This is a genomic window from Enterobacter sp. R4-368, from assembly GCF_000410515.1.
GTDB lineage: Bacteria > Pseudomonadota > Gammaproteobacteria > Enterobacterales > Enterobacteriaceae > Kosakonia.
The window spans coordinates 4,655,824-4,674,650 of the sequence record NC_021500.1 but is presented as its reverse complement, the minus strand read 5'-3'; the positions used below and the strand labels follow the sequence as shown (position 1 = coordinate 4,674,650).

The following is an 18,827-nucleotide window of genomic DNA, read 5'->3' as shown; positions in this document are numbered from 1 at the left end:
CCTGATGCTGATTTACAACGTTTTTGGCCGTTATATTGGGGTGAAACGCGTGGGGGATGGCTGGCACGTGTTCCGCGTGGACAGAAACGAAGGCAAGCATTCGCGCCTTTATAACATCATCGTTCCGAGTGAATTAAGCGAAGCGGAGATCCCCGGCTGGTTGGGGGATATTTTCCATGAGGCCGCAACGGAACAACATCCTGATGTTTTTCGCGTGGAATAAAGGAGCAGAAAATGTGTGCACAGTGGTACAGCCAAAGCTCGTTCGATGTGCGTCTGGAGTGGGGTTTAACTGCAGCGGAGCAGCTGGCGCAGGAAGCCGATTGTGTGGTGATTGTCGACGTGATGTCGTTCTCCACGTGCGTTAGCATCGCCACTGATAACCAGGCGCTGATTTACCCATGGCCATGGAAAGATGCGAGCGCGCAGCGCTACGCACAGGAAAACCATGCCGACGTCGCCAGTTTTGACCGCACCTTTGCCGGTGGGAATTACACACTCTCGCCCGCCTCGTTACTGCATATTCCCGCCGGACACCGGCTGGTGCTCCCCTCACCTAACGGTTCCACGCTTTCGTTTAAAGCACGCGATTGCGGCGCAGCGGTGTTTAGCGGCTGTTTTCGCAACCGACTGGCGACCGCGAAAGCTTGTGCAGGCTTTGAGCGCATTTTGCTGATCCCGGCCGGGGAACGCTGGCCGGATGGTAGCCTGCGCCCGGCGCTGGAGGATTATCTGGCGGCGGGTGCCATTATTGCCGCACTTGGCAAGCGTAAACTCTCGCCTGAAGCGCAAGTGGCAAAGGCCGCATTTCAGGGCGGTGACTTCAGTGCTCTTCATTACTGCGCATCCGCCAGTGAACTCCACGCCCGGGGTTTTTCAGCGGACGTAGAACTGTGTCTCGCGCTTGACGCAAGCCATCGCGCCTGTGCATTAATCGACAACGCGTACCGCTCATTGCCCGGCGAGACGCCCGATCATTAAGCGAATAGCTTCGCGGCTCAGCGGCTCGCGATCGACCACAAAATGCAGCGTCATCCCTTCGATAAACGCATCCAGCGCACGTGCCGTCATCGGTTCGAACCAGTGCTCCAGCATGGTCTGGCTGGTGCGCATCCAGTCTTGCATCACACTTTTCAGCGTGGGCTGGCGGCTCATAAACGCATACAGCTGGTACATCAGTTCCATATTGCGCGCGGTGGTCACCTGGGCGCTGTAAATCAGCTCGGTTAGCGCCTCACAGGCTTTTGCCTGACTGTCAACGCCGTCGAAAAAAGCGGCATATTGCGCCGACATCTGCCGGGTAAACAGACTGAAAGCCTCAGCTAATAACGCATCGATACCGGAAAAGTAATAGGTCATTGAGCCCAGCGGCACATCCGCACAGCTGGCTATTTTACGGTGCGTCACCGCCTGAATCCCGTGTGCGGCGATGGTATCCAGCGTCGCTTGCAGAATGCGGTCACGCCGCTGCGGGTCGTTGGGTCTTCGGGCCATAGATCCTCTCACTCATTTATGTACAAATGTACACTTGCTTGCTAGTGTTGTCTTATCTTTTCCCTCTTTGCCGTGACGTTATGACTGGAAATGCTTCGCGAAAAGCCCTGCAACATCGCTTGTGGGCGCTGTTTACCTTCTTTTTTATACCGGGGCTATTAATGGCCTCGTGGGCTACACGAACGCCCGCAATCCGCGATATTTTATCGGTTTCCACCGCTGAAATGGGCGTGGTGCTGTTTGGCCTGTCGGTCGGTTCGATGAGCGGCATTCTCTCCTCCGGTTGGCTGGTAAAGCGCTTTGGCGCGCGGAAAGTGATCCGCGCCAGCATGTCGTTCAGCGTCATCGGCATGGTGGTGCTGAGTATCGCATTGTGGCTGGCATCTCCACTGTTATTTGCCGTTGGTCTGGCTCTTTTCGGCGGCAGCCTGGGTGCGGGCGAAGTGGCAATGAATATCGAAGGCGCGGAAGTCGAGCGCGAAATGGGCAAAACCGTGCTGCCCATGATGCACGGTTTTTACAGCTTCGGCACGCTGGTCGGCGCAGGCATTGGTATGAGCGTTACCGCTGTTGGCCTGGCGGCCAACTGGCACATTCTGGCGGCGGCACTGGTGGCGATTGTTCCCATCATGCTGGCGATTTCCGCCATTCCGCCTGGCACCGGCAAAGACTCCGCCGAGGAGAAAGCGCGCGCGAAAAAAGGGCAACCGTTCTGGCGTGATACCCAACTGTTGCTGATTGGCGTGGTCGTGCTCGCAATGGCATTTGCCGAAGGTTCCGCCAACGACTGGTTGCCGCTATTGATGGTGGACGGGCACGGCTTTAGCCCGACGTCCGGCTCGCTGATCTACACCGGTTTTACTCTTGGAATGACCGTCGGGCGATTTATCGGCGGCTGGTTTATTGACCGTTACAGCCGCGTCACAGTGGTGCGCGCCAGCGCGTTGATGGGTGCGCTGGGCATCGGGCTGATTATCTTCGTTGATAGTGCCTGGGTGGCGGGCTTCTCGGTGATTTTGTGGGGGCTTGGTGCCTCGCTCGGTTTCCCACTGACCATTTCCGCCGCCAGCGATACCGGCCCGGACGCGGCTACCCGCGTCAGCGTGGTCGCCACCACCGGCTACCTGGCGTTTCTCGTTGGCCCGCCGCTGCTCGGTTTTCTCGGCGAGCACTACGGCCTGCGTAGCGCCATGCTGGTGGTGATGGGGCTGGTGCTGATTGCCGCCGTGGTTGCCCGCGCGGTCGCCAAACCGGCTCCGGAAACACAGGCTGAAACCTGCTGATTACGCGGCGGCGCTGTTAATGCGCGCCGCCCTATCCTTCCAGCGAATTCCCCACTCGTTTATCACGCAGAAATACCACCATCAAGCCCAGCCACAGTACGCCATTAGCCAGGTTGAAGAGGCTGAACAAGCCATTGCCGCCGCTCAGCCAGGCGTGTTTACTGATTTCGATACCGACGGTAAAAATAAACATCTGCAACATGCCCATTGCCGCCGAAACGGTGCCTTTACTCATATCGCTGGCAAACAGGGTCAGACGCACCAGCCCGGCATTCGCCAGCCCGATACCAAAGGCGTAAAGGCTCAGCCCGGCGGTCATCCACAAATAGGCATGCGAAGAGGCAACTGTCGCAACAGCCGCCAGCAGCAACCCGGCCGCGATAGGCCAGCCGCCCATAATGATCAACGCGCGCACAGTGCGCCGTGAAGTCAGTCGCGCCAGTACCAGGTTACCGATAATCAGAGCGCCAAAAATCGGCACCTGCAACAAGCCGTATTCATAGCTACTCAGTTGCTCGCCGCTGATGATGATAATCGGCGACTGGGCAATCCACGCCAGCAAAGGCAGGCTGACAAAACCTGTCGCCAGCGCCCCGGCGACAAAACGCAGGTTCTTCATCACTTCGACATAGTCGCGCCACAAGGCTTTAAAGGAGAGCTTTTCACCCAGCCGCGTGGCGGTCTCCGGCATTGCCCGTTGCAGGCCAACAAAGGAGAAAGCCGCCAGCAACGCGAAGAGGACAAACATTCCCTGCCACGGCGCGGCATGCACCCACGCAGCGCCCACCAGCGGACCGAGCAGCGGCGCTATCAGCGCCACGTTTGCCATCAGCGCGGTGATTTTTATGCACACCGCTTCTTCGAAGGATTCCTGGATCGCCGCGTAACCTACCGCGCCAATAAAGCACAGGCTAATGCCCTGCAAAAAGCGCAGTAACGTGAATTGCTCAATGTCCTGCGCCAGCAGTGTTGCCAGGCAAGTAACGATAAACCACACCACGCCGGTCAGCATCACCGGGCGGCGGCCAATGCGATCCGACAGCGGCCCCAGCAGCCACTGCAAAAACATGCCGCCCGCGAGGTAAGCGGTCATTGACGTTGGAACCCACTCAATGCCGGCGTTGTACTGCTCCACCACGGCCAGCATGCCGGGCTGGATCATATCGTTGGCGATATAGGTGGAGAATTCGTAAAGCACCAGGCAGAGGGGAAACAGTAGCGCCCGTCGTCCCAGACGTTGGCCCGTTAAGGAATGGTTTTGCATGCAATCTCTTCATCTATGAAAAATCGCGCAGAGTGTAATCAAAGCCGCTTTGCAGCGATAGGAAATTTTCAGTCACACAATAAATAAAGCACATTTCAGTTCGTTTAAGGTTCACTTAAGTGCACCGCCGTACTATACGCCTTCCGTGCTTTACTCCAGGAATCGTCTAACTCTCAGATGAGTAAGACAAAACCACTTTACCGTTAATCATGCCGCTTTTAAGGTGGGCACTTTCGCGTCAATTTTGCTTATTTCATCAAAGAGTAACAAACGTATGTTAGAGAGCCTGAATTACACCCTGTTTTACTGGATTAACGCCACGCCAGACTCTCCGCGCTGGCTGATTGCGTTTGCCGATTTTGCCGCCAGCGATTTGATTAGCATCGTACCGCTGCTAGCCGTTGGCCTCTGGTTATGGGGTCCACGCGAACAGGTGAACGCGCAGCGCCAGCTGGTAATTAAAGTCACACTGGCGATGCTGGTCAGTCTTTGTTGTTCGGCGTTGCTGGGGCATTTTTTCCCCCACGATCGCCCCTTTGCCGATCGCGTGGGCTACAACTTCCTGCACCATGCACCGGACAGTTCTTTCCCGAGCGATCACGGCACGGTGATCTTCACCTTTGCGGTCGCTTTCCTTGCCTGGCACCGTTTGTGGTCGGGCGCGCTGTTGATGGTCATCGGTCTGACCATCGCCTGGTCACGCGTTTATCTTGGCGTGCACTGGCCGCTGGATATGCTCGGCGCGCTGCTGGTTGGCATCGGCGGCTGTTTGTCGGCGCAAATCCTCTGGCAAGGCTTTGGCCCGGCGCTCTACCACAGTGTGCAACAACTCTATCGCGCCTGTTTCGCCATGCTGATTCGCCGCGGCTGGGTACGTGACTAAGCCCTGAGGCAAAGGTAATATGAACGCCCTGCTCAATGCAGGGCTTTCTTTTATTCAGGGGAATTATGGAAACAAGACGCGACGAACGGATAGGCCAGCTGCTGGCGGCGCTCAAGCGCAGCGATAAACTGCACCTGAAAGAGGCGGCGACGCTGCTTGGCGTATCTGAAATGACCATTCGCCGCGATCTCAGCGCCAACAGCGCGCCGGTCGTGCTGCTGGGCGGTTACATCGTCCTGGAGCCGCGCTCCGCCAGCCATTATCTGTTAAGCGACCAAAAAAATCGTCTGGTAGAAGAGAAGCGCCACGCGGCAAAACTTGCCGCCGGGCTACTTAAAGCGCATCAGATGGCCTTTTTCGATTGCGGCACCACCACGCCGTGGATCATTGAAGCCATTGCGGACGATCTGCCCTTCACCGGCGTCTGTTACTCACTGAACACCTTTCTGGCATTACAGGAAAAACCACAGTGTCGCGCCATTCTCAGCGGCGGTGAGTTCCACGCCAGCAACGCCATTTTCAAACCGTTGAACTTCAACGAAACGCTGAACAATCTGCGCCCGGATATCGCCTTTTATTCGGCGGCGGGCGTGCATGCGCAGCAGGGCGCGACCTGTTTTAATCTGGAAGAGTTGCCGGTAAAACACTGGGCGATGGCCTGCGCGCAATACCACGTTCTGGTGGTGGATCACAGCAAGTTCGGCAAAGTGCGTTCGGCCTGCATGGGGCCATTAAGCCGCTTTGATGTACTGGTCAGCGACTGTCGCCCCGACGAAGCGCTGGAGAGCGAAGCAAAAAAACACCAGCTAACGTTGCTCTATTGACCGCGCCCGGCTGGGCACGGTCGAGGTTGTATCAGGAGAACCAGCCGCCAAACCACTGATGCAATTTCAGCAACACAAAATCCCACATCCGGCCAATGAAACCGGCCTCTTCCACCGCTTCCATCACCACCAGCGGACGTTGCTCAATGGTTTTACCGTTCAACTGAAAATCGATGGTGCCCACCACCTGGCCTTTAGCCAGCGGTGCCTGCAGTTCCGGCTGCGTTAAGGTGTAGCTGGCTTTCAGGTTATTTAATTGCCCCTTAGGAATGGTGATAGAGCCTGTATCGCCCGCGCCAAGTTTCGCTTCGCTCTCATCGCCAAACCACACGCGCTGGCTGACAAACGTCGCGTCAGGCTTGATAGGCGTAACCGTGTCGAAGAAACGGAAACCCCAAGTGAGCAATTTTTCTGACTCATTAAAACGGATGCGATCGGTTTTCGCGCCCAGCACCACAGAAATCAGGCGCATATCACCTTGCGTCGCCGAGGCCACCAGGTTGTAACCCGCGCCATCGGTGGTGCCAGTTTTCATGCCATCCACGTTCATGCTGGTGCTCCACAGCAACCGGTTACGGTTCGGCTGGCGGATCTTATTGAAGGTGAACTCTTTTTCTTTGTGAATGGCGTACTCGTCCGGCACATCACGAATCAGTGCTTTGCCGAGCAGCGCCATATCACGCGCGGTGCTGAACTGCCCCGGCGCATCCAGGCCATGTACCGTTTTAAAGGTGGTATTGGTCAGGCCGAGTTTTTGCGCGTAGCTGTTCATCAGGCTGACGAATGAGTCCTGACTGCCCGCCACAAAATCTGCGATGGCGATACTGGCATCGTTGCCGGACTGGATAATCACGCCTTTGTTGAGATCGGCCACGGAAACCTGATCGCCGGGTTTCAGGAACATCAGCGAAGAGCCACGCAGCGCCGGGTTGCCGGTCGCCCAGGCGTCTTTGCCGACGGTCACTGTATCAGTGAGATGAATTTTTCCGGCTTTCAGCGCCTGGCCAACTACATAGCTGGTCATCAGCTTCGTGAGGCTGGCAGGATCAAGCTTCTCGTCAGCGTTGCCTTCTGCCAGCACCTTACCGCTGGCGTAATCCATCAGGATCCACGCCCTCGCATCGACGGTAGGCGCACCCGGCGTTTGTTCCACCGCGTACAACGAAGGGGAGAAAAGCATCAACAGCGCAGAGCCCGCAACCAGGCTGCGAAGGGATAAAGAGAAATGCGTCATAGGGGCCACCCGAGTATCCATTCAAAAACGTCACAACACCGTGCCGCAACAAACGGTGAGTAATAGCGCACAAACGAAACGAAAAAAACCGTCACTGGGTAAAGTTTTTAAAGTTTACGCAATAACAGCGTGTTGCGCTCCGTTTGTGCTGAATATTTATCCCCTGAATCATTCGCGTTGCACCTCGCGCGTTGAGCCGTGCTTGCGCTGGCGCCGAAGGAACGACGCTTACGAAGAAACCGGTAACAAAACCCGCACATCTGCAACTTGAAGAATGTCGGAGATTGGCACACGATGAATGTCACACCGACACTCATTCACACCACTGAGGTAAAAATGATAACGCTATGGGGCAGAAATAACTCTACTAACGTCAAAAAAGTTCGCTGGCTGCTGGAAGAGCTGGAATTACCGTACCAGCATATTCTGGCAGGCAGAGAGTTCGGCGTGAACCATGAGCCTGAGTATCTGGCGATGAACCCGAATGGTCTGGTGCCGCTGCTACGGGACGATGAAACCAACGTGGTGCTGTGGGAATCCAACACCATCGTGCGTTACCTGGCGGCGCAGTACGGTCAGGGCCGTTTGTGGGTCGACTCCCCTGCTGAGCGAGCGCAAGGGGAAAAGTGGATGGACTGGGCGCTGAGCACCCTTTCGCCAAAACATGGCCCACTGCTGCAGGGGCTGGTGCGCACCGCGCCGGAACAGCGCGACAACGCCGCGATTGAAGCCAACAAAAAAGCGCTGGATGGGCTGTTCGCGATGCTCGACGATGTACTGGCAAAGCAGCCCTGGCTCTCAGGGGAAGCGTTTGGCTGCGGCGACATCGCCGTCGGCCCGTTTATCTATAACCTTTACAATATCCCCGGGTTAAGTTGGGCACCGCACGCCAACCTGCAACGCTGGTATGCGCAATTGTGCGAACGTCCCGGCTTCAAAAACGCGGTAATGATCCCGGTGACCTGAACCTGTTTTTAACCGGTGGCGCTGACGTTATCGCCTGCTGTTGACAGCAAACGCGCCGGCGCCATCCGGTACACCCACGCGGCAATCTATAAAGTCTGGCAGCCAGCAGCAAAGACGTTACTCCTCTTCGCCCTCGCCATCCGCAAACAGTGGATCGTCTTCTAAGGGAACCAGGCTACTTTCATCCCATTCGATCTCATCCGTCGCGTAGTCAATACGATCCACTTCGCAGCACTCTTCCAGCAGCGCTTCGGCCTCATCAAGAAGCTCGATTGCATCCTGATAAAAGGCCATCACGTCAGGTTCGGCCACTTCATCATTATTTATCGCGTCGAGTTTATGGATAGCAAAATCGATATTCTGCAGAGTCTCCTGCAAAAGCGTCACCTCTTCGCCAAACTCCATACCCGAAATCACCGCAGCATGATCATCACTCAGCGCATCATCCCGCTGAGTAAAAGCGTAACCGGCTAAGCCAGATTGTCTGGCGACCGACAGAAATGATTGCGATCTTTTCTTTAAAAAACTTGCCCGTTCTAACGACAGCCCCAACTGCTCAGTGGCGACATTATCCATCATACCCATCTCGTAAAGTGATATAAGATTTCCGCTACAGCTAAATCATTAATTTTCACATGGCTTGCATGCGGTACTGAACCGAAACACGCCGCAGCAATACCGGGACGGTTTCTATATATTGAAAGCAGGTGCTAATGGCGTGACTCATTTCTCTGGGGGAGCTGGAGTGTAAATAATCATCCAGTGTTATCAACGCACATTCATAGGTAAATAAAAAATCGGTCAACTCTGGCGGATATGGCTGCAGCGTCAGTTCAACGCGAAGTTCATTATACAGCGCCATCAATTTTTTCAGCGCAAAACAGGCGTCCGTTCTTTTATTTTCAAAAGCATGTTCATTCAATGCAGGTTTGATAATGGCAAGTAGCGAACGATGAACGTTGGTATATTTTGGATTAAGAAACATGAATCACCTCTGACATCATTAAATTTGCCAGCGTCTACACCCGGCGTTTTCATTGACAATTAAGTGCAATAAAACGGACTAATCCCAAATTACAGACACAGTAATAGGGCTGAGAGACAAACACTTTTCAAAAAAAAAATGTTTGTATCTCAATATATATTCATAGCCAGCGATCATGAGGCTGTGGTTACTGCGTAATTAAGACAATAAAGCCATTACAGCGTATTCAGCCTTGCGTTAATTCTACCGCCAACGTCGCTGCCAAAACTATAATATTTTTCCTTCATAATATCGCCTTCACGCACCATCATGAAAACCCGACGGGATAAATTATTATTTTTGATATTAATATATTTTATACTATTATGATCGTTACCGAGCGTTGAAAGTTTTGGAAAAAACGAGACATTATCCGAATTTTTTACCATATATCGGATAGTTTCCAGATCGTTTGAAATACTCCGTGCATGGTTGAGGATCTCTTCGCTGCCAGGTTCAAGATTGAGATGTTCTGGCATCGATTTGGTCATAATAAGTTTATGTTTTTTCAACTCGCTGAGATCAATCACTTCTTGTTTCGACAGCGGATGGCTGTTGTTTACGCCCAGCACAAATTGCTCTTCATAGAGCTGAGCCTCGAGGAAGTTATCGTTAGCAATCGGCCCTATCAGCAGCCCCAACTGTAATTGCCCTTTCCCTAACATACTCAGCAAATTATCTTCACTGACTTCATGGAGCTTGATCTCATTATCCGGAAATTTTTCTTTGAACGCGCTGAACAGGTCTTCATATATATACGACCCAAGCGTCGGGGTTACACCAATATTGATAACGCCAACCGGTTGAAAACGTAGCCGCTGCGCTAACTCATGCAGGTTATGCACCTCTCGAAGAATATTTTCGATCAGTGGCAACAAATGCAAGCCGATCGGCGACAGGCTAAACCCTTTGCCTTTGCGGTGCAGCAATGGAATGCCTAATTCCTCTTCCAGTTTTTTGATTTGAATGCTCAGGGTGGGTTGAGAAACATCGCACTCCTCAGCCGCCTTTTGAAAATTCATATGTTTTATCAACGCGACGAAGTATTCCAAATCTTGCGTTCTCATAACGTCAACTCTCCCGTGTGCAGACAAAAAACACAGAAACACCACACAATATAAGCCTTTTATGTTTCAGCCAGGGCAGCAAACACGACCGGGACTGATGCGTGATTTTTCGTGCTAAATTTAATTTAAGTGCCATCTCCGGCACAACTATTCAGTTATTTGTTATATAAACAACGCAATATTCTTTCTAATCAGTAATCGAAATTCTGGCGCAAAACTTTAATTGTTAATTCATATCATCAACCGCTTAATAGGATGCAACGATGCAATAATGTTAGAATTTGCTTTTAGTACCCACATTATGGGCAACATTTAACCTTTCAGGACAAATAACGTTGAAGACAACTACCTGATTAAATATGAGCCTAGCAGCATCCTGGCGTCAGGAAAAGCGAATTTACCTGCATTAAAGTTACAAAAAATATTCTTTCCAACAAACAATTCAACAATACTTAATTGTAGTTTAGCAATGCTAAACTAGTCTAATGCGGTTATTCTTATTTCTCACTAACCTATGCGAAATTATGATCGAATCAGCCTATAAGCATTATTAAAATAGAATGCATCAGCGGCAATTTAAATATATTTAAAACCACTATTAGTTATAAAATCATCATATTAAATAGATTCTTTTATAAAAATAAACTATTAGGCATTTAAATTTAAAGTTTTATTCCCCGTGGACGATATCCATTTCGCCCAGCGATTTTGGGCAATACTCATAGATTACTTCTATATTTCTGGAGAAATGAAATGGCCGTTATTAATACCAACACGTTGTCTTTAATGACCCAAAATAACCTGAGCAAATCTCAGTCTTCTTTAGGCACGTCTATTGAGCGTCTGTCATCCGGTCTGCGTATTAATAGCGCAAAAGATGATGCTGCTGGTCAGGCAATTGCTAACCGTTTCACGTCAAATATTAATGGTCTTTCCGTTGCGGTGCGTAACGCGAATGACGGCATTTCACTGGCGCAGACTACCGAAGGCGCACTGAGCGAAGTGAATAATAACCTGCAGCGTATTCGCGACCTGACTGTACAAGCGCAGAATGGCTCCAACTCCGCGTCCGATGTTGACTCCATCCAGGCGGAAGTGAACCAGCGTATGGAAGAAATCAACCGCATTACCACCCAGACCGATTTTAACGGCCTGAAAGTGCTGAATACCGGCTCGGGCGACAGCCAGTATAATTTCCAGGTTGGCGCGAAAGATGGCGAAACCATCAGCATTACCGTGAGCAGCAGCGACGCGTTCAACCTCTACAACACCACCGGTGCGACGGCCGCAACAACAGGCCAGATCGTCAACGGCAGCGCACGTTCTACTGACGCGCATGGCTTTGATGTGCTGCAGGGCGTTGTCAGCTCCGGCGGCACCACCGACGGTAATCCGCTGGCCGATCTGGATAAAGCCATCAAAGCCGTGGATACCGAACGCAGCCTGCTCGGTGCTTCCCAGAACCGTTTTGAATCAACCATTTCCAACCTGAACAACACCGTGAACAACCTGTCGGCAGCGCGCAGCCGGATTCAGGATTCTGACTACGCGACAGAAGTGTCTAACATGTCCCGTTCGCAGATCCTGCAGCAAGCTGGCAGTTCCGTACTGGCGCAGGCTAACCAGGTTCCGCAGACCATGCTGTCCCTGCTGCGTTAAGTTGTGTGAAATCCGCTTACCTCCTTCAGAGCGGATTTCAAAGATGTCATTCCTTGACTAACACCCGCTTTGTCATGAGGGCGGGCTTCATTGAGTATAACGAATTTATTTTTCTTTTTTATCCCGCATATGTTGATGGCATTGCGGGATTTTTTTATTTAAAGGCGTGCGTTTGTTATGCGAGATAAACAACCAAAAAAAGTGAATGCAATAGAATTGCATTCACCAAAATAACAATTAGAGGATATCAATAAACACAACAACGAGGGTGAAGCACTAACAAAATAAATTACAGACCAAGGCTATTCAGCAATTCGTCAATATCTTGCTCGGCTGCCTGCGGGGCTGTCGGATCAGCGCTGGCTTGCTTGATTGCCGCGCGTCCTTCTCGCGGTACGTTTTCAAACAGCACGTTCAGGAATTCTTTCTCAATATTTTCCAGCAACGCCATCATGCGCACAATAATCCGCGCCGTGGTATCCGGGAAATCTTGCGCCATCATAATTTCCCGCAGCCTGGATTTGCTGGCTTCGGTGCACGTCGGCACAGAGCCCAGCCAATCATGCGTGGCGCGGGCAAGCGCCATCGTCTCATCGATACTTGCGGCTTCATTATGTTGCTGCCATTGCGAAAGCAACTGGCTGGCTTGCTGGCTCAGTTGCTCCTGCAGGGGTTGTGTCAGTTCGATATAGGTGAGCGTCTTACCCGACGCCTGCGCCGTAAGATCGACGACATATTGCAAACGACTGCGCGCGTCAGGGATGGAGTTAGCCAGTTCAGCAATGGTGATATCGTGGCCTAACTCACGCAGGCTGCTTCTTAACATGCGGGTGACGTTACCAATGCGGGAAATCAATTCATAAATATCCGTCGACGTACCCGAAATACCTTGATGATGCATTATTACCTCTCCTTTAACGCATACTCTAAGATATTCAGTTATCGGCAATCGCTGCTGGCACTTAAATAAAAATAGTCACATAACCAAACGCTATAAAAATAAAAAACCCGGCATTTGTTTATTTAAAAATAATTAGATGAAAACGTTTATAGGAAAATAAAATATAGCTTTTACCTGTTAATTTCAGAACGGAAAATACCTACGACTAATACGCGGAATGAAGAAAGGGGAATATCCCCTTTCTGCTTCAGGAGGCCGGGCTGACTTTCCACAACGCGCCGTCGGATTCATCGGTCAGAACATAGAGATAACCGTCCGGCCCAACGCGGACATCGCGAATACGCTGCCCGCGATCGCCGAGAATACGGCCATCTTCCGTCACCTTGTCACCCTGCACGCTCATGACGATGACATTTTTCTCTTTCAGCGCGCCGATAAACAGTTTGTTTTTCCACTGCGGGAAAACGTCAGCGTTGTAAAACGCCATACCGCTGACCGCCGGGGATCGTTTCCAGTAAAAGATCGGCTGCTCGGTTCCGGCGACAATCTCCCCTTTCGCTTCCGGGATCTTCAGCCCGCTGTAGTTGATACCCCAGGTGGCAATTGGCCAGCCGTAATTTTTACCCTTTTGCGGAATGTTGATCTCATCGCCGCCGCGCGGGCCATGCTCGTTGAGCCACAACGCGTTACTCCACGGGTTGATTGCCATTCCCTGCGGATTGCGAATACCATAAGACCAGATTTCCGCTCGTGCCCCCGCGTTACCGGCAAACGGGTTATCCTGCGGCACCTTGCCCTCGGCCGTCAGCCGCACCAGTTTGCCCTGTAATTTATCCAGATCCTGCGCCGTCGAGCGCTGGTTATTCTCGCCGAGCGCAATCCATAAATAGCCTTTACCATCAAACACCAGCCGACCGCCAAAATGGTTACCGGTAGAGAGTTTCGGCTGCTGGCGAAACACCGTCCGGAAATCGTCGAGGCGTTTAAAATCCTCGCTAAGACGGCCATACCCGACCGCCGTTCCGGCTTTATCATCCTCACCGGCCTCGGCGTAGCTCAGCCACACCCGGCGCGACTGGGCAAAATCCGGTGCCAGCGCCACATCCAGCAAGCCCCCCTGCCCGTGCGCCCAGACTTCGGGAACGCCAGTAATTGGATCGGAAATGCCCTTATCTTGTTGCCATAAACGCAGTTGCCCGCCGCGCAGGGTAATCAACATGCCGTGATTATCGGGCAGAAACGCCAGCGCCCAGGGGTGATCGAGTTTGGTTTGCAATACATCGACTTTCACCGCAGCAGGTGCGGCGCACACCGAGAGGGAGAGAAACAGAAAAAGCAGCGGGATCTGGCGCATACGGCGCTCCTTTATGCAGTTTTTTATTCTGATAAAGGGTAGACCGCGCAGCGCGGGCAGAAGCGACTTTTACACTGCCTATACACAACCGCATGCGCAGCGCGGGTGTTACAGTAAAACCGGCGGAGCAACGTCGAGGAGGCAGGGGCAGAAAGGGGGAGTTTCCTCCCCCTGGTATCAGGCTTCTTCGAGCGGTGAATGCTCGTTCAGATACTGAATGCAGTAATTAAGCACATTCAGCGAACGTTCCAGCTTGTCGACATTCACCGAAATATAGGTGGGACAATCCTGTCGCCCGCTCATCAGACAAACAGCTGCTGAGGAGAGCGCTTCCTCGGCGCGGTATATCGCACTACGTGAGTCGCGATCCGGCATTTCGTTTAACCGTTCGCCTTTATCGCGGATCTCCAGCGCCAGGGCAAAGAAGCGTTCACGCAGACGATCATTTTCGCTGACCGACATATACCCTTTCGCTTTTCGCATCTGGATATAGGCCGCAAGGTCACTTCGGGCAGCAATCAACTTCGTCAGCAGACGACGCGCAAGTTCATCAACGGTCATACATCTTCCCCCCTTGTCAGCCAGTGTAGGATCATAGTATGGTCGCTTTTTGAACAAAAGCATGCGTCCGGTCAATATTTAATTTTATCTGCCGGACCTTTACATTTCACTTAAAGTGAGCCACGCCAGCCAACCACCGTGCTCGGTGATATCCCGCGCCTCCAGCAATCCATAATTTTCACAAATGAATCAGTTAACTCGCTCTATCTCACCCGCCGCTCACTGAGCCAGACTGCCCCATCACGCCTCCGCACGACTGTTCTCACCCTTACGCGTCTGCCGCCATGCATTACGCTTTATCCCGTGTGTTTGCCGTCCGCTAATATCATGAGTGACCGTGACGTGCTGGCACGCATCTGCAGGTGGTCAGAAAGCATTTGTCTGGTGTATTGTTTTTAAACGATTAATTACACGAATGGACACCTGCAACATGCTTAAAATTCTTGGCAAAACGACATCGATCAATGTGCGAAAAGTACTCTGGACCTGTGAAGAAGCCGGGCTGGATTATGTGCAGGAAGATTACGGCAGCGGTTTTGCCTCCACCGAAACGGATGAATTCCGCGCTATGAACCCTAACGCGATGGTGCCGGTACTGATAGACGACGGTTTTGTATTGTGGGAATCCAACTCGATTTGCCGTTATCTGGTGCGTAAAGCCGGGCGTGAGGATTTGCTTCCCAGTGAGCCGCAAGCCTGCGCCAACGTTGAACACTGGATGGACTGGCAGGCCACCGAGTTCAACAACGCCTGGCGTTATGTCTTCCCGGCACTGGCACGCAAGAACCCGGACTTTAACGACCCGAAAGCCATCGCAGCAGGCATCAAAGAGTGGAATCACTGCATCGGCATTCTGGAGCAGCAATTGCAGCGCACCGGAGCATTCGCCGCAGGTGACACCTTTACGCTGGCGGATGTGGTGCTGGGGCTGTCGGTCAACCGCTGGAAGATGACGCCATTCGACCACCCGCCGGTTCCTGCCATTGACGCCTGGTTCGCGCGGTTAAACCAGCGCCCGGCATTTCTGCGCCACGGCAATAATGGCATGGTGTAAAGCGATGCCATTCCAGGCGAAAGTTATCCGCGATTACACGTCGGCGTATCCCGATCCGATTGCGGTCGGCAAAGGCGAACGCGTGCTGATAAGTCATTGCGATTTGCAGTGGCGCGGCTGGGTGTGGGTGACGTTAGCCTCAGGAAAAAGTGGTTGGGCGCCGCAGCAGCTTTTCGCACCGCTGAGCGCGTGTGAAGGAACAGCGCTTGATGACTATTGCGCCCATGAACTCACCGTGCGTGTCGGGGAAACACTCACGCTTATCAAGGCGCTTTATGGTTGGTACTACGCGCAAAAAGCGGATGGAGAACAGGGTTGGGTGCCGCAGGAGCATATCAGGCTGAAGGATAAACAGAGGGAAGAAAATGACAAGAGAGCGCTATAACCTGTCGGTTGCGGTATTCGTATTGCTGCGAAAAGAGAAGCAGATTTGCATGCTTAAACGCACCGGAACAGGCTGGATGGACGGTTGCTATAGCCTACCCGCCGGTGGTCTGGAGCAGTACGAAACGCTGGGGGCAGCAGCGGCACGGGAAGCCAACGAGGAGACGGGCGTGGTCATCGCACCGGATGATCTTCAGCTGGCGCATACGCTGCACGTCTGGACAGAGAATCGCTCGTGGATGGGCCACTTTTTCAGTTGCACGCGCTGGCAGGGCGAGCCGTTTATCGCCGAACCGGAGAAACATGGCGATTTATGCTGGCACGCCATTGACGATTTACCTGAAAACACGATTGGCTATGTCAAACATGCGATTGCGCAGATCGCCGCCGGGCAACCTTATTCAGAATACGGATGGTAAAACGCGGCACTCAGCGCCCGATTTTAGCCCGTAGCACTTTAACGCTGCGGGCTAAAAGCCAGGCGATCACCAGCACAATTGTCACCAGCATTATGGTGCCTGGTGGATCCATCCCCCATTCGTAGGTATCGGTAATCATGTGGTGTCGCCAGAGCAGATCAAACAGCCAGTCCGATGACCATTGCCAGAACTGGTTAACCGGCTTGATGACAGCGCTAATAAAAAAGGCGAGCACCACATACAGCAGCCCCGCCAGAATCTTAATGATTGTCCTGCGCATCGTTTTTCCCTTTCCGGTGTTAGTAAACCGGCCGTTTTTACCAGCGCGGGAACGGCATAGCAATGGCAACGCGGCATTAACCGCATTGTCCACTTTTACCGCGATGGTGCAGGCGCGCTACTCTTTAGTCGGGTTATTCCTGCTCTTGTAGATATCCGGACGGGCAATCGTCCACGTGTAATCGGGCCGGTTAACAGGTTCATAACCCGCCTGCGCGTACAGCCAGGGCGCGGTGGAAGTAAAGAGAACAATCCGGCGCAGTTTTTCAAAAACCGGATGCGCATGGCAGCAGGCGATTAACCATTTTCCCAGTTTTTGCCCCTGATACGCTTCCAGCACATACACATCACACAGGTAGGCGAAGGTGGCGTAATCGGTCACTAACCGGGCAAAACCTATCTGCGCCTCACCATGAAACAGACCGAAATTAAGGCTATTTTGCACGGAGATCGCCACCGTCTCCCGGTCAATCCCCACCGCCCATGTTGATCGCGTCAGATAACGGTGGATCGCTGCAATATCCTGCTTTTCGGCGTCGGTTGTTACCAGGTAATTCTCTTTGCGCCATTCCTGAACGTCGAAACTTGCCATAACCCTGCCTTTATCACGTGAGGAAAACGTTCAAATTAGCATGAATTTTGCGCGCCGGTGAGCGCGAGAAAAGACGAAAACCAGGGGCTTTTTTACCGGGCAAGCGAAGCGCATAGTAATAATTTATATCGTGCAGGGGTAAACGAACATTGCCCGATGCCGATAACATAGCTGCCACCAACCGCTTCATTTACAAGGAAGATGTCATGAAAACCTATGTGTTCTACTCCAGTGACATTGCCGTGAATGTCTATGAGAAAAAAACCTTGTCCGCCGAAGAAGTGCGGCAGCTTAAAGCTGATGGCTTTCACAAAATGCCGTTTGAAACCCAGGCGGAAGACGAAGCGCAGGCAATTGATATCATGCTGGCGCATTTCAAAGAGAACCTGGAAGCGCTCGAAGAGTTCACCAAAGACTGGTGTATTCCCGCCACCATTTTCGACGCGATTTATGCATTGAGCTAAACCGCTGAAGGCCGCATTCGCGGCCTTTTTTACTCTGCTTCAGGAAGCGTCTCACCGGACACATGCAACAGCGCCGCGTGCATCGAGGCGGCAAACATCGCGCCGTGCGTCAGGCCGGGATAAAGCCGGTAAGTCGCCGGTATGCCTCTGCTACGCAGGCATGAAACCGTCTGGCTTAGGGCAGCTAACACGTCCGAGGTGGCGTTTTCGTCCTGCGTTTTTCTGTCGCCGTCGCCTTCCATAAACCACACTGATTTCTGGCGGCTCTGCGCTGTGTTGACACGCTCAAGTGCGCTCAGTAGTGCAGCGTTATTACGATCCAGCGAAGGGACGGCTGAGTAGAACGTGTGAAAGAAATCGGACGACAGAAAGCTCTCCAGCACGAACAGTCCCCCGTAAGAGTGCCCCCACAGCGCCCGCTTTTGCGGGTCGATAGCGAGATCTTTTTCAGCCAGCGGGGCAATGGTCTGCTCCAGTAACCTGCGGAAAATCGCGCTACCGCCACCGGTTCTGCCGCGCAGATTCTGCGGGCTACTTTGCGTTGCGGGCGTGTAGTCATACGCTCTGGCGGTTAACTCAAACGGCAGATCGGTCTGATAGCCAATCGCCACCAGCACGGGCGGATCGCGCTGCGACAGTTTTTGCAACAGCTCATCGGATAACCGGTCCATCACCGCGTTGCCGTCCAGCAGATAGAGCACCGGATAACCACTGGCGGGCGGCTTTTTATTCGGGATGGCGGTCCACACTTTGTAATGGCGCTTGCCGTCGGTGGAATCAAAAGTATTAACAGTGAAATGATAAAACGCAGAACCTTTATCGGCGATATTCGGCCCCAACGGCGTCATGTCCGGGCGGGCATAACTGTTCGCCGCGCAGAGCATCAGCAGGAGTGCCGCCAACTGGCGAATTACTGCGCCTGGGCTCGAAAAACCGCCTGCGTTAAACGAGCTTAATCGCAGGAATATGAAGCCATTTTTAAATGAACGCGTGAACATTATCCTTCCCTGGTACAAGAAATTCACAACGAAGTTAATGCGAATCATTATTAATTGCAACCAAAAGGGCCGTTGTTGCAGTCTCGCCTGATAACGGCAACAGGCTTCTTATCTGGAAACAAA

Annotated in this window: 23 protein-coding genes; 11 read left to right on the top strand and 12 right to left on the bottom strand. The window is 52.6% G+C overall.

The window, feature by feature from the left end; genetic code table 11:
* The first annotated feature begins 4 nt into the window (after nt 1-4).
* Together H650_RS21825 and H650_RS21820 are read left to right on the top strand one after the other, a co-directional pair.
* Nucleotides 5-223 (top strand): DUF7661 family protein, encoded by a 219-nt coding sequence (locus H650_RS21825; protein ID WP_020457182.1) that lies wholly within the window; start codon nt 5-7, stop codon nt 221-223.
* Nucleotides 224-234: 11 nt separating this feature from the next.
* Complete coding sequence (locus H650_RS21820) at nt 235-981, top strand: 2-phosphosulfolactate phosphatase (protein ID WP_020457181.1); 747 nt, start codon at nt 235-237, stop codon at nt 979-981.
* Here the strand turns inward: H650_RS21820 and H650_RS21815 are convergent.
* The gene (locus tag H650_RS21815) at nt 952-1,494 is read right to left on the bottom strand and encodes a TetR/AcrR family transcriptional regulator (protein WP_020457180.1); all 543 of its coding nucleotides are present in this window, start codon (nt 1,492-1,494) and stop codon (nt 952-954) included. The two genes, H650_RS21820 and H650_RS21815, sit on opposite strands and share 30 nt — an antisense overlap.
* Nucleotides 1,495-1,574: 80 nt before the next feature.
* Here H650_RS21815 and H650_RS21810 point away from each other — a divergent pair, with 80 nt between their 5' ends.
* Nucleotides 1,575-2,777 (top strand): MFS transporter, encoded by a 1,203-nt coding sequence (locus H650_RS21810; RefSeq protein ID WP_044489599.1) that lies wholly within the window; start codon nt 1,575-1,577, stop codon nt 2,775-2,777.
* Nucleotides 2,778-2,808: 31 nt separating this feature from the next.
* On the opposite strand, the gene H650_RS21805 is transcribed toward H650_RS21810, so the two are convergent.
* Nucleotides 2,809-4,041 carry an MFS transporter gene (locus H650_RS21805; protein ID WP_020457178.1) on the bottom strand — a complete coding sequence of 411 codons (1,233 nt, stop codon included), beginning with the start codon at nt 4,039-4,041 and terminating at the stop codon, nt 2,809-2,811.
* 274 nt (nt 4,042-4,315) lie between these two features.
* On the opposite strand from H650_RS21805, the gene ybjG reads away from it, so the two are divergent.
* Nucleotides 4,316-4,924 carry an undecaprenyl-diphosphate phosphatase gene (ybjG, locus tag H650_RS21800; RefSeq protein WP_017456076.1) on the top strand — a complete coding sequence of 203 codons (609 nt, stop codon included), beginning with the start codon at nt 4,316-4,318 and terminating at the stop codon, nt 4,922-4,924.
* A 65-nt stretch (nt 4,925-4,989) separates the two neighbouring features.
* Nucleotides 4,990-5,748 carry a DNA-binding transcriptional repressor DeoR gene (deoR, locus tag H650_RS21795; RefSeq protein WP_020457177.1) on the top strand — a complete coding sequence of 253 codons (759 nt, stop codon included), beginning with the start codon at nt 4,990-4,992 and terminating at the stop codon, nt 5,746-5,748.
* 31 nt (nt 5,749-5,779) lie between these two features.
* Here the strand turns inward: deoR and dacC are convergent, their stop codons facing one another.
* The gene (gene dacC, locus H650_RS21790) at nt 5,780-6,982 is read right to left on the bottom strand and encodes a serine-type D-Ala-D-Ala carboxypeptidase (RefSeq protein ID WP_020457176.1); all 1,203 of its coding nucleotides are present in this window, start codon (nt 6,980-6,982) and stop codon (nt 5,780-5,782) included.
* Nucleotides 6,983-7,318: 336 nt separating this feature from the next.
* Between dacC and H650_RS21785 the strand changes: the two genes are divergently transcribed.
* Nucleotides 7,319-7,948 carry a glutathione S-transferase family protein gene (locus tag H650_RS21785; protein WP_020457175.1) on the top strand — a complete coding sequence of 210 codons (630 nt, stop codon included), beginning with the start codon at nt 7,319-7,321 and terminating at the stop codon, nt 7,946-7,948.
* Nucleotides 7,949-8,065: 117 nt separating this feature from the next.
* Here H650_RS21785 and H650_RS21780 read toward each other — a convergent pair whose 3' ends face one another.
* The 3 genes from H650_RS21780 to H650_RS21770 all read right to left on the bottom strand — a co-directional run bounded on the left by H650_RS21780 (nt 8,066) and on the right by H650_RS21770 (nt 10,039).
* The gene (locus tag H650_RS21780; RefSeq protein WP_233500361.1) at nt 8,066-8,527 is read right to left on the bottom strand and encodes a hypothetical protein; all 462 of its coding nucleotides are present in this window, start codon (nt 8,525-8,527) and stop codon (nt 8,066-8,068) included.
* Nucleotides 8,528-8,579: 52 nt separating this feature from the next.
* The gene (locus tag H650_RS21775) at nt 8,580-8,933 is read right to left on the bottom strand and encodes a hypothetical protein (RefSeq protein WP_020457173.1); all 354 of its coding nucleotides are present in this window, start codon (nt 8,931-8,933) and stop codon (nt 8,580-8,582) included.
* A gap of 215 nt (nt 8,934-9,148) precedes the next feature.
* Nucleotides 9,149-10,039 (bottom strand): LysR substrate-binding domain-containing protein, encoded by an 891-nt coding sequence (locus tag H650_RS21770; protein WP_020457172.1) that lies wholly within the window; start codon nt 10,037-10,039, stop codon nt 9,149-9,151.
* A 753-nt stretch (nt 10,040-10,792) separates the two neighbouring features.
* Here H650_RS21770 and H650_RS21765 point away from each other — a divergent pair.
* Nucleotides 10,793-11,698: a flagellin N-terminal helical domain-containing protein gene (locus H650_RS21765; protein WP_020457171.1), complete on the top strand. Its 906-nt coding sequence runs from the start codon at nt 10,793-10,795 to the stop codon at nt 11,696-11,698.
* Nucleotides 11,699-11,987: 289 nt separating this feature from the next.
* On the opposite strand, the gene H650_RS21760 is transcribed toward H650_RS21765, so the two are convergent.
* The 3 genes from H650_RS21760 to H650_RS21750 form a co-directional block, all read right to left on the bottom strand.
* Nucleotides 11,988-12,599 carry a protein phosphatase CheZ gene (locus H650_RS21760; protein ID WP_020457170.1) on the bottom strand — a complete coding sequence of 204 codons (612 nt, stop codon included), beginning with the start codon at nt 12,597-12,599 and terminating at the stop codon, nt 11,988-11,990.
* Between the two features lie 247 nt (nt 12,600-12,846).
* The gene (locus H650_RS21755; protein ID WP_020457169.1) at nt 12,847-13,953 is read right to left on the bottom strand and encodes a PQQ-dependent sugar dehydrogenase; all 1,107 of its coding nucleotides are present in this window, start codon (nt 13,951-13,953) and stop codon (nt 12,847-12,849) included.
* Nucleotides 13,954-14,130: 177 nt separating this feature from the next.
* A complete protein-coding gene (locus H650_RS21750; protein ID WP_017456065.1) occupies nt 14,131-14,514 on the bottom strand; it encodes a biofilm formation regulator BssR in 384 nt (127 codons plus the stop codon).
* Nucleotides 14,515-14,944: 430 nt separating this feature from the next.
* Here H650_RS21750 and H650_RS21745 point away from each other — a divergent pair, with 430 nt between their 5' ends.
* Genes H650_RS21745 through H650_RS21735 form a run of 3 tightly spaced genes read left to right on the top strand, consistent with a single transcriptional unit; the run spans nt 14,945 to nt 16,371 of the window.
* Complete coding sequence (locus H650_RS21745; protein WP_044489818.1) at nt 14,945-15,568, top strand: glutathione S-transferase family protein; 624 nt, start codon at nt 14,945-14,947, stop codon at nt 15,566-15,568.
* On the top strand, nt 15,555-15,953 hold the full coding sequence (locus H650_RS21740; protein WP_110093657.1) for an SH3 domain-containing protein: 399 nt from the start codon (nt 15,555-15,557) through the stop codon (nt 15,951-15,953). The genes H650_RS21745 and H650_RS21740 overlap by 14 nt, the downstream gene beginning before the upstream one ends.
* Complete coding sequence (locus tag H650_RS21735; protein WP_020457166.1) at nt 15,934-16,371, top strand: NUDIX hydrolase; 438 nt, start codon at nt 15,934-15,936, stop codon at nt 16,369-16,371. The genes H650_RS21740 and H650_RS21735 overlap by 20 nt, the downstream gene beginning before the upstream one ends.
* Before the next feature lie 10 nt (nt 16,372-16,381).
* Here the strand turns inward: H650_RS21735 and H650_RS21730 are convergent, their stop codons facing one another.
* Nucleotides 16,382-16,651, bottom strand: a complete 270-nt coding sequence (locus H650_RS21730) for a hypothetical protein (RefSeq protein ID WP_020457165.1) — start codon at nt 16,649-16,651, stop codon at nt 16,382-16,384.
* A 117-nt stretch (nt 16,652-16,768) separates the two neighbouring features.
* Nucleotides 16,769-17,242, bottom strand: coding sequence for a GNAT family N-acetyltransferase (locus tag H650_RS21725; protein ID WP_020457164.1), 474 nt, complete (start codon nt 17,240-17,242; stop codon nt 16,769-16,771).
* 206 nt (nt 17,243-17,448) lie between these two features.
* Here H650_RS21725 and H650_RS21720 point away from each other — a divergent pair, with 206 nt between their 5' ends.
* The gene (locus H650_RS21720) at nt 17,449-17,706 is read left to right on the top strand and encodes a hypothetical protein (RefSeq protein WP_020457163.1); all 258 of its coding nucleotides are present in this window, start codon (nt 17,449-17,451) and stop codon (nt 17,704-17,706) included.
* Nucleotides 17,707-17,735: 29 nt separating this feature from the next.
* On the opposite strand, the gene H650_RS21715 is transcribed toward H650_RS21720, so the two are convergent.
* On the bottom strand, nt 17,736-18,704 hold the full coding sequence (locus tag H650_RS21715; protein WP_020457162.1) for an alpha/beta hydrolase: 969 nt from the start codon (nt 18,702-18,704) through the stop codon (nt 17,736-17,738).
* Between the last annotated feature and the right edge of the window lie 123 nt (nt 18,705-18,827).